This is a genomic window from Anaerococcus sp. (assembly GCF_022770135.1).
GTDB lineage: Bacteria > Bacillota > Clostridia > Tissierellales > Peptoniphilaceae > Anaerococcus.
The window spans coordinates 1-10,279 of the sequence record NZ_JALEIL010000086.1; the positions used below are offsets into that span (position 1 = coordinate 1).

Genomic DNA, 10,279 nt, shown 5'->3' on the forward strand with positions numbered 1-10,279 from the left:
TATAAGCCGCATTTTCCTATAAATTTCTTCCTCTTCGACCTAAAAGGTTCTTACCAACTTGAAAGATCTAATAGAGCAGATATTTTCAGAAATTATGATAGTAAGGACCTAAATCCCCTAACTTATTTCTTACTTAAAAGGAAAAGTGCTAAGAGAGCGTATATAGAGGAAACTTTTGGTAAGGCTTTATTTTCAGAAGAAAAAGAAGATTATATTAACCAAAGCTACGCGAAAGATAAACATAGAAAATCTAAGATATTCTTCACCAAGGGTATCGCTAAAGTAAATTCTGATAGAATAAATGAATTAAACTCAAAGGCTAGGGAAAATAATCTAAATTTTTACAAGAATAAAGAAAACTTTTATGAAAGAATCATCAAAAATCTCGCCAAATCGATTAACCTTTCCCTTAAATCAACCGAGAATAGGGATTTTGAAATGAGCAAGACTGGTAACCTCAGCCCAAGCCTAGCATGGAAAAGTCAAATTCCTAACTACAATAAGATTTTTACTAGGAAATCTTTTGAGAAAAAGGGAGATTACAAGGTTGATATCCTTTTAGATGGGTCAGCTTCACTTTTGTATGAGCAAGAAGTCGTAGCAACAGAAGCCTATATCCTATCTAGAGCTCTATCTAAAAATAAAACCAGCCACAGGGTCATCTCCTACAGCACCCTTTCCGACTACACTGTCCTTACTATCTTAAAGGACTTCGATGAAGAAACTAATGATGCAAGAATATTTTCCTACAAGTGCCTAGGCTTTAATAGAGACGGGCTGGCCTTTAGAAGTTACTCTTCATTAATTCCCAAAAGAAAGGTCAAAGACCATCTCCTACTAATCCTTACCGATGCGAACCCAAGCGACCTAAAGCCTTTAATCACAGAAGGGCTCAGTCCAAACAAAGCCTACAAGGAAGAGATTGCCCTTAAGGATACTAAGGAAGAACTCGATAAGCTTAGGAGGAAAAATATCAAGACCTGTGCCCTAATTCACAAGGACAAGGCTAGAAATGCCTGCTATCTTTACTACAATAATTTCTATCAAATCAAAGATTTAAGTCATTTTGCAAGTCAAGCCACAAGGCTTATCAAAAAAGAATTATTAAAGAAATAAAAATAGGGACTTACCGCTTCATAGCCCCTATTTTACTTTGCTTTTTATTTAACTTTTACTAAATTTCAATTCTAAAACATTCCATCAAACAAGGACATCTGATTTTTCTCTTGGATGCCGTCGATTATGCCCAAGGATTTGAGGCTGTTGATTGCATTTTTGTTTACTGAAGTTCTTGTTTTAAGATCTTCTAAAGAGATGAATTCACCTTTTTCTCTTTCATTAACAATGTCTATAGCCATTGCTTCACTTACATCATCAACTGCAGAAAGTGGAGGTAAAATATAGCCCTTCCTATCGCTTAGAAGGAACTTCTTGGCATCTGACTTATAGATATCGGCCTTTTCAAGCTTAATCTCTCTTGCTGCCATCTCCTCAGCTACCTCAAGGACAGTCCTTATCTGCTTATCTCTTTGAGATATATCAAAACTTCCCTCAACTTCCTTAAGGGCTCTTTGAATACTTTCTAGACCCTTTATAATAGTAGAATACTTAAAGTCGTTAATCTTGGTATTGAAGTAGGTCGCATAGAAGGCTTCAGGGTAGTATACCTTGTAGTAGGCGATTCTGTAACTCATGAGACAATAGGCCACGGCGTGGGCCTTAGGGAAAAGATATTGAATCTTAAGACATGATTCGATGTACCATTCTGGCACACCATTTTCCCTCATATAGGCTAGGATTTCATCAGAAAGAGGCTTACCCTTTCTTACCTTTTCCATTATAGAGAAGGACTTTTTCTTATCTAGCCCTTGCTGAATTAGGGCGTTCATTATATCATCACGGGTAGATATTATCTCATCAAAGCTTGCCGTACCATTTCTTACAAGGTCTTGGGCATTGTTAAGCCACACATCTGTACCGTGAGATAAGCCAGAAATTCTAGTCATCTCCGAAAACTTAGTTGGGAAGGTATCCTTAAGCATGGACCTTACGAAGTTTGTACCAAATTCCGGTATACCCAAGGTTCCTATTTCATTATTGGAAAAGTCGTGCTTGATATCTAGACTTTCTGTAGAAGAAAATATCTTCATAACTTTAGGATCTCCCATAGTAATCTCTAGAGGATTGGTTCCAGTTAAGTCCTGTAAGGCCCTGATTATCGAAGGAACATCGTGGCCAAGAAGGTCAAGCTTTAGGAGAGTCTCGTGCATCATATTGTAGGTAAAATGAGTTGTCTTTATATCTCCACTTCCATCATCAGCTGGATATTGGATAGGACATATATCAAATATTTCGATATCATCTGGTACTACAATTAGCCCACCCGGGTGCTGGCCGGTCGTTCTTTTGACATCCTTAAGCCCTCTTTGGATCTTCCTTACCTGAGCATTGGTAAATTCTACTTGATAGTCTTCGCTGTATTTTTTGATATAACCGAAGGCGGTATTATCCTGGATGGCTCCTATGGTTCCAGCCCTAAAGACCTTGCCCTCACCGAAAAGGACCTCAGTGTATTTGTGAATGGTAGGTTGATATTCTCCTGCGAAGTTTAAGTCTATATCTGGTTCCTTATCCCCCTCAAAGCCTAAGAAAACCTCGAATGGTATATTGTGACCATCCTTTTTCATCATAGTTCCACATTCAGGACATGCCTTGTCTGGATAGTCGATTCCAGCTCCTAAAAGATCTTCCTCAAAAAACTCTGAGTGCTTGCAATTAGGACAGACATAGTGAGGAGAAAGTGGGTTTACCTCGGTAATATCTGCCATTGTAGCAGCAAATGAAGAACCAACAGATCCACGCGATCCTACTAGGTAGCCGTCTTCGTTAGACTTTCCTACAAGCTTCTTGGCTATTATATAAAGAACCGCATAGCCGTTAGAGATAATTGAGTTAAGCTCACGGTTTAGCCTATCTTCTACTATCTTTGGTAGAGGGTCTCCATATATTGAATGGGCCTTGGCAAAGCAAGTATCCCTAAGTTCCTTATCAGATCCTTCGATTTTAGGTGGGAAGGTCCCCTTAGGAATTGGTCTAATATCTTCTATCATATCGACAATTTTTTTTGGATTTCTGATTACAACATCCTCAGTATCGATTGGATTTAGATAGGAGAAGTCATCCATCATTTCCTTTGTAGTTCTTAGATAATAAAGAGGCTCATCCTCGTGATATCTGAAGTATTGGCCCTTGTGGAGAATATTTCTCAGGATATAATCATCCCTTTCTAGATATCTTACAGCACCCGTTGCGACTGCAAGCTTATTATCCTCCTTGGCAAAGTCTAAGATTTGCTTGTTTATTTCTATAACTTGATCGAAATCACGAATCTTACCCTTATTTACCATATCATTATAAATTCCTAAAGGAGCCATTTGATAGAAGTCAAAGAGGTCTCTAATCCTATTCATATCCTTTTTGTTTCTCTTATTTTGTAAATATGAAAACAAAATTCCTTCGTCAGAACCTGAACCTACAAGGAGGCCTTCCCTGTATTTTTCAAGCACTGAGATAGGTGTCTTGGCCTCGGAGTTAAAATAATTCATCCTCGATTCGGAAATAAGTTTATAGAGATTTTTAAGTCCAACCTTATCCTTGGCGTAGACTGTGGCAGAGAAATACTCGTGCTTTGACTTTGGCCGGTGGCTTTCTAGCTTGTTAATAGTAGAAAGATTTATCCCATCTTCTTCCATAATCATCTTAAACATCTTGATGAAAATCTGAGCAGTTGCCCTTGCATCATCGCTTGCCCTGTGGTGATTGAAGGCAGGAATCTCTAGTTTTCTTGCTATCTTATCTAGGGAGAACTTCTTCATATCTTTAAACAAGGCTCTTGCCATTGGAAGGGTATCGAGATAAATTGGATTAAAGTCTATCCCCATCCTGTGGCAGTTTTCTCTAACAAAGCCCACATCGAAGTCGGTGTTTTGTCCTACTAGGATTGAATCCTTACAGAAGTCCAAAAATCCTGGAAGGACATCTTCGATTTTAGGGCAGTCTTCTACCATTTCGTTGGTAATGCCAGTTATTTCGATTATTTTTTCTGGTATCACCATCTCAGGATTTACCAGTTCGTTGTAGATTTCTGTAATCTTGCCGCCTTCTACCCTACAGGCACCGATTTCTGTAATCCTATCCTTGTAGCGAGAAAGGCCTGTTGTCTCAAGGTCGAATACGACAAAGCTTTCTTCTTCAATATTTTGGGTCTCGGAAACTTCCCTGTCGCTTAGATTGGTAAGGACTCTTAGCTCGTCTTCTACCAAAAGAAGCTCAGCTCCTGGAAGCATCCTAATTCCTTCCTTAGAAAGGGCCTCGTAGAGATCTGGAAGACCTTGGAGGGTTGCTGTATCAGTAATTCCAACAGCTCCCATCTTCCAGTTTTTTAGGGTGCTTACTAGGTCCTTATTGTCTACGAAACCATCGAGGTTGGTCATCTTGGTGTGGACTTCTAGTTCAACCCTCTTGTCAAGAGCTGTGTCAGTCCTCTTTCCAAGGATTGCATCTACCATACCATTTACTGTAAATACATCCTCGTGGGCGTAGTCGTCATAGTTTAGTACTCCCTCAACCATAACTTCTGATCCTTCCCCTAAGGTCTCTAGCTTGTAGTTATTCTTGGCGTTTGCGAAAATCTTACATGAAATCGCATCGGTCTTATCTTCTAGGTCGAAGGTATAGATAAAATATCCGCCCTTAGTTTCGAATACATCTAGGCCGTAGACCTTACCTATAAGAGCAGAGGCCACTCCCTTTCTTTCGTAGAGATCTCTAATATCTATCACATCTTCCTTGATTTTCCTACCGAAGTTAATGTTTTCTACGTGGATTTCTTCCTTCTTTTCTTCTTCCCTGTTTTGGATAGTAAAATCTATGGCGTCTTGGACCCTGGCTTCTCTTTCCTTGATGAGACGTTCGGTTTCGCTAAGGGGAGGCTCTTCTTTTACTTTTTCCTCATCTTCTATACTGCCAGGACTTGCTTCTTCTAAAGCTTCTTCATTATCTCCAAGCTTATTTTCCTCTTCGCCATCTTCTTTTCTTCTAACATTTATTTCAAGGCTTACAAAGGAGAAATATTCATAGAGCTTCTCCCTTTCTTCCCTTGTGAAGTTATAGCTATCAGCTTCGATCTCAAGGCTTAGAATGTTAGTTTTCGTGAAGTAGATTGCCTCTACTACAAAGAAACTCCCTTCCTTGACATCAATAAGATTATGAAGGTCTATTCTCATCTTCTTTGCTTTCTTTGAGAGTTTCTATCAAAGTATCCACTATCTCATCTTCTCTTACCTTCTTGATAGTCTTGCCATTTTTAAAGAGAAAGCCCATGCCATTTGCCGCAGAAATTCCATAATCTGCTTCCTTGCTTTCTCCTGGTCCATTTACAGGACAACCCATGATAGCAACCTTGGCAGATATATCTAGACCCTTACTCTTCTCTTCCACTTCCTTTACGATTTCAGGAAGATTAACTGTAGTTCTAGAGCAAGTTGGGCAAGATACTATATCTAGACCATCTCGTCTTAGGTTAAGGGCCTTAAGAATTGCCTTACCAGCCTTAACTTCTTCTAGGATATCTCCTGTGATTGAAACTCTTATTGTATCTCCTATCCCATCTTTAAGCAAAGAGCCTATGCCGATTGAGGATTTCACTAAAGCTTGGTACAAAGGACCTGCTTCTGTTACACCTAGGTGGAGTGGGTAGTCAACCTTAGCTGATAATTTCCTGTAGGCATCAATCATGGTGTTAACATCGCTTGACTTAACAGAAATCTTGATATCGGTAAAGTCCATCTCCTCTAGGATCTTCACTTCCTCTAGGGCACTTGCTACTAGGGAGTCTGAGTTTACTCCACCGAATCTATCTACAATTTCCCTTGATATAGAACCTGAGTTTACTCCGATTCTTATAGGGATATTTTTCTCCTTGCACTTATCTACAAGAAGCTTAACCTTATCGCTTCCTCCGATATTTCCAGGGTTATATCTTAGACAATCACAACCATATTCCACGGCAGCTAGGGCAAGCTTATAGTCAAACTGAATGTCCGCTACAAGAGGAATATTAGTTCTTTTCTTAATCTCGACAATTGCCTTGGCATCTTCTATAGAGTTAATAGCAGACCTTGCTATATCACAACCTGCTTCCTCCAAGGCGTTGATTTGTGCTACTACACTTTCGACATCACTTGTCTTTGCTGTTGTCATTGATTGGACAGAAATAGGAGAGTCGCCTCCTACTGCAACATCTCCTACATAAATCTTCTTAGTTTTCTTTCTCATTTTATCTCCTTTAAAATAGATTAATTATATCTTTTATTGAAATCACTAGTATTAGTCCCAGAAGAAGAACGAAACCTACTAGTGTGATTTTTTCTTCAAATTTCTTGTTGACACGCTTACCTGTAATCATCTCATAAAGAGCGCTTACTATCTTTGATCCGTCTAGGGCCGGTATTGGAAGGAGGTTGAATACTCCGAGGTTGACACTGATGTAGCCTAAGAAATATAAAAGGCTCATCAAACCATTTTGGGCTTGGTTGCCAAGTTCCTTGACCACTCCTACGGGACCGGAAAGGGCTGAAAAAGCAATCTTTCCAGTAAAAAGTCTCCCCAAGACTACAAATATTAGGGCGATATTCTTTCCTGTTTCGATAAATCCAAGCTTAATAGACTCACCGATACCAGCCTTTCTAAGCTTTGACTCGATTCCTAGATAATAAGACCCATTTTCTTCCATAGGACTTATCTCATAAGTTTTACTCTCATTATTAGATAAGACTTCAAGGGGAATTTTTTCATCCTTATCCCTGTTTTTGTAATATTCGTTTAGGATAGTAGAAATATCTGTAAAGCTTGTCACTTCTTGACCCGCAAGACTTACTACTTCATCCCCTAATTCTACACCAGCGGCCTTTGCTGGAGAATCTTTACTAAAGCCTCCGATTGTCTTTGTGGCGACTCCTGTATTAAGAGCAACTACAAAAAATATAATAACTGCAAGCAGTAAATTCATCACAGGTCCTGCAAGAATTGTAAGAAACTTACTCTTGGCAGGTGCCCTATCGTAGGACCTAGGATCCGAACTTTCGTCATCCTCTCCTTCCATAGCACAATATCCGCCGATTGGTATGAGTCTTAAGGAATAAAGAGTCTCCTCACCCTGCTTTTTAAAGATAGCAGGCCCCATACCAATGGCGAACTCATTTACCTTTATTCCGGATGCTTTCGCTAGAAGAAAATGTCCAAATTCATGAATAAGAATCAAAAATAAGAACATAACTATAGCTATAATTATTTTACTCATCAACTCTCCTTATAATCTTGAAAATAGATATAAAACCGGAGCTATAAAAAGCATGGAATCGAACCTGTCGAGGATTCCTCCATGGCCAGGAATAATATGTCCAAAATCCTTGACTCCAGTTTTTCTTTTAATAAATGAAGCTATCAAATCTCCAACCTGAGACAAAACAGCTGCAATAATAGTAAAAATTATGACTTCATATATCTTAACACCAAGTCCAAATTCATTGATAAAAATCGAATTTAGGACACAAGCCCCAACTATTCCGCCGATAGATCCCTCGATGGTCTTGTTAGGACTAATATGCTTTATGGATTCAAACTTATGCTTACCCATAGTGGAACCTACAAGATAAGCGAAGGTGTCTGAACCCCAAGCTGTAATATACAAAAGCCATACGAAATTTACATCCTTTATCCTTAATATATGACTCATCAAAAGTGATACATAAAGTAAGACAAAAGATGTCGCAAAACCATCATATAGGCTATAGTGACCCTTCAAGATAATATACATCATCATAAAAATTACAGAAGCCACAAGACTTGCTATATAAATATCAGAATTATTGACATAGGCTGCAAGCATGATAATCGTATTAGTCACATACAAAAGCTTCATAGGAAGAGTAATCCCAATCTTTTCCAGAGCCTCTTTCATCTCATGAAGGGCAATATAGGAGAAGATCATAACTCCTATAGCTAGAGGGATTCTTCCCATAAATGTTATAAGGATCAAAAGAGCGAGGATTATCGCTCCTCCGATTGCCCTATTAAACAAGTTCATGACAAGGCCCCATATCTTCTATTTCTCCTAGAAAACTCCTCCAAAGCCTCATCAAAAGCCTTCCTATCAAAGTCAGGCCACAAGGTATCTGTAAAATAAAACTCCGCATAGGCGAGTTGGTATATCAAGAAGTTTGATAGCCTAAGCTCCCCACCTGGCCTAATGAGAAGGTCAGGATCTGGTTGATCTTTGGTATATAGGTAAGAAGAAATCATCTCTTCTGTAACATCTTCCTTGCTTACTCCCTCATCTAACATTAACTTAAAGGCGTGTACTAGCTCGTCACGACCCCCGTAGTTTAGGGCGATGTTTAAGGTGATCTCGTCATTATCCTTGGTATCTTTCATTGCTTTTATGCAAATCTCCTTAGTAGAAGCTGGAAGCTTGTCCAAATCTCCAATAAAGTTTAGCTTACAATTCTCCTTCATCAATATATCTAGCTTACTTTCAATAAATTTAATCACAAGCTTCATCAGGTAATTAACTTCCTCGGCAGGTCTTTTCCAATTTTCTGTCGAAAAAGCGTAAAGAGTCATGTACTTTACTCCGCGCTTTTTTGCATGAAGACATATATCTACAACATTCTCGGCCCCATTCTTGTGACCGTAAGTCCTAGGCATATGCTTCTTTTTAGCCCATCTGCCATTCCCATCAAGGACTATGGCAACATGAGTCGGTATATTTAAATTATCCATAATCATTCCTTTATTTTTAATCTTTTCTCATTATACTCAAAGGGGCCTTCTTTTTCTATTGATAAGGCGGGGAAGCTTAGGATAAAATTAAGAGCTAGCAACAATAATTAAATAATTGGGCTGGTATTACTTAAATGTAACTCCTATTGGGTATTGCACCGTCTCTTAAACCTTCCCTCTTTGTATACATTTTATCATGGGAATTTACGAATGATTACTTAAAACTTTTTCTTACGCATGTTACAATATTTAAATATATAAAAGACGATATAGTAATCTCATATCTTCTTCACTTAGTATCTCTCAGTTCTTTTTCCTCTAGTTCTTTTAATGTAGTTCCATTTTTAGTTTTCCATTCAGTTTTTCCATTTCTGCTCATGCCAAGTACAAACATTGCTGCATATGATGGACTATTAAATAAAAAGTTTCTTGTTAATTTTCCATCTATTATTTCACTGTTAACCTTACACTTATCTCGAAGTTCTTTTATACTTTTTGGTAAACTCTTTGAGTCAATAATTTCTATCATACTATCCTTTAAAACAACAAATCCTTCACTTGTTCTTTTGCATTTGGCCTTTATAACTTTCCCTGATTTTTTTGTTTTGGTATTTAGATACAATAATTCATCATCTATTTTTTCTTCTATTTTAAATTCTCTATTTACCATAGGAACAAAAATTTTATATCCTAATACACCAAGCACCATTTTAGAATATTCTATAAAATCTTCTAATTCTGATTCTTTCTCTTCTGTTACATTTCCTGGGTTTGGATCGTTCCCATTTCTTACTTTATACCTATCCACATCTATAGCCATATTGGTGAATTTATTCTCTAGATATGAGATTTCCGTGGGTCCAAATGAGTTATTTTGAGTAGTTAACATAACTGCATCCGAAAAATAAATCTCATCTTTTAGATGTTCTGCTACTCTAAATAAAACTCCTTCGCCATTTTTTCTTATCCCAGCTTGGCCGATATATACTTCATCATCACCATCCTCATTCTTTCCGAATAAAAAATATACTCCGCTTTGCTTTAAATCCTGCCTGTCTTTGCATTTTTCAAGGTATGGTCTCGGAACTTTATATGCTAATCCTGTCCAATTTGATAAGGTGCACTTTATTCTTCCTGTAACTTCACCATCCATTAAAAAAAGATTAAAATTTTTGCTGTTTTTCATTCCCCACCTCATAGTTTAAGATATAATAAATCTTCTAACTCTTGATACTTTATCTCGTAACTACTAATATATTAATTATAATTTCTTTACTTTATCAATTTCTTCATAATTAACTATTGATTTTCTATAATATTCATAGTTGTTTTACCATCATTAGTTTGAAATTTTCTTTAATATAAGTAATAATACAAATTCACAAACATATTTTTATTACAATTATTTGAAATAGCGAGTATAAAAGCTAATTAAAAT

The 10,279-nt window shown here is 37.5% G+C and carries 7 protein-coding genes; 1 reads left to right on the forward strand and 6 read right to left on the reverse strand.

The genetic code is table 11. From position 1 onward, the window contains the following. Positions 1-1,116: hypothetical protein (locus MRZ08_RS03860; RefSeq protein ID WP_297379414.1), on the forward strand; the 1,116-nt coding region annotated here is incomplete at its 5' end. 71 nt (positions 1,117-1,187) lie between these two features. Here MRZ08_RS03860 and MRZ08_RS03865 read toward each other — a convergent pair. The 6 genes from MRZ08_RS03865 to MRZ08_RS03890 form a co-directional block, all read right to left on the reverse strand. Next, on the reverse strand, positions 1,188-5,285 hold the full coding sequence (locus MRZ08_RS03865; protein WP_297379416.1) for a PolC-type DNA polymerase III: 4,098 nt from the start codon (positions 5,283-5,285) through the stop codon (positions 1,188-1,190). Next, positions 5,266-6,336 (reverse strand): flavodoxin-dependent (E)-4-hydroxy-3-methylbut-2-enyl-diphosphate synthase, encoded by a 1,071-nt coding sequence (gene ispG, locus MRZ08_RS03870; protein ID WP_297379417.1) that lies wholly within the window; start codon positions 6,334-6,336, stop codon positions 5,266-5,268. The genes MRZ08_RS03865 and ispG overlap by 20 nt, the downstream gene beginning before the upstream one ends. A gap of 10 nt (positions 6,337-6,346) precedes the next feature. Then, complete coding sequence (locus MRZ08_RS03875; RefSeq protein ID WP_297379451.1) at positions 6,347-7,360, reverse strand: M50 family metallopeptidase; 1,014 nt, start codon at positions 7,358-7,360, stop codon at positions 6,347-6,349. 9 nt (positions 7,361-7,369) lie between these two features. Next, on the reverse strand, positions 7,370-8,146 hold the full coding sequence (locus MRZ08_RS03880) for a phosphatidate cytidylyltransferase (protein ID WP_297379454.1): 777 nt from the start codon (positions 8,144-8,146) through the stop codon (positions 7,370-7,372). Beyond that, positions 8,143-8,841, reverse strand: coding sequence for an isoprenyl transferase (locus MRZ08_RS03885; RefSeq protein ID WP_297379456.1), 699 nt, complete (start codon positions 8,839-8,841; stop codon positions 8,143-8,145). The genes MRZ08_RS03880 and MRZ08_RS03885 overlap by 4 nt, the downstream gene beginning before the upstream one ends. A 289-nt stretch (positions 8,842-9,130) precedes the next feature. Continuing rightward, positions 9,131-10,027 carry a GIY-YIG nuclease family protein gene (locus tag MRZ08_RS03890; RefSeq protein ID WP_297379458.1) on the reverse strand — a complete coding sequence of 299 codons (897 nt, stop codon included), beginning with the start codon at positions 10,025-10,027 and terminating at the stop codon, positions 9,131-9,133. Positions 10,028-10,279: the final 252 nt, after the last annotated feature.

Bases quoted from the DNA above. Each gene is read 5' to 3' on its own strand.
- MRZ08_RS03865 (WP_297379416.1), bottom strand. From the start codon at position 5,285: ATGAGAATAGACCTTCATAATCTTATTGATGTCAAGGAAGGGAGTTTC.
- ispG (WP_297379417.1), bottom strand. From the start codon at position 6,336: ATGAGAAAGAAAACTAAGAAGATTTATGTAGGAGATGTTGCAGTAGGA.
- MRZ08_RS03875 (WP_297379451.1), bottom strand. From the start codon at position 7,360: ATGAGTAAAATAATTATAGCTATAGTTATGTTCTTATTTTTGATTCTT.
- MRZ08_RS03880 (WP_297379454.1), bottom strand. From the start codon at position 8,146: ATGAACTTGTTTAATAGGGCAATCGGAGGAGCGATAATCCTCGCTCTT.
- MRZ08_RS03885 (WP_297379456.1), bottom strand. From the start codon at position 8,841: ATGGATAATTTAAATATACCGACTCATGTTGCCATAGTCCTTGATGGG.
- MRZ08_RS03890 (WP_297379458.1), bottom strand. From the start codon at position 10,027: ATGAAAAACAGCAAAAATTTTAATCTTTTTTTAATGGATGGTGAAGTT.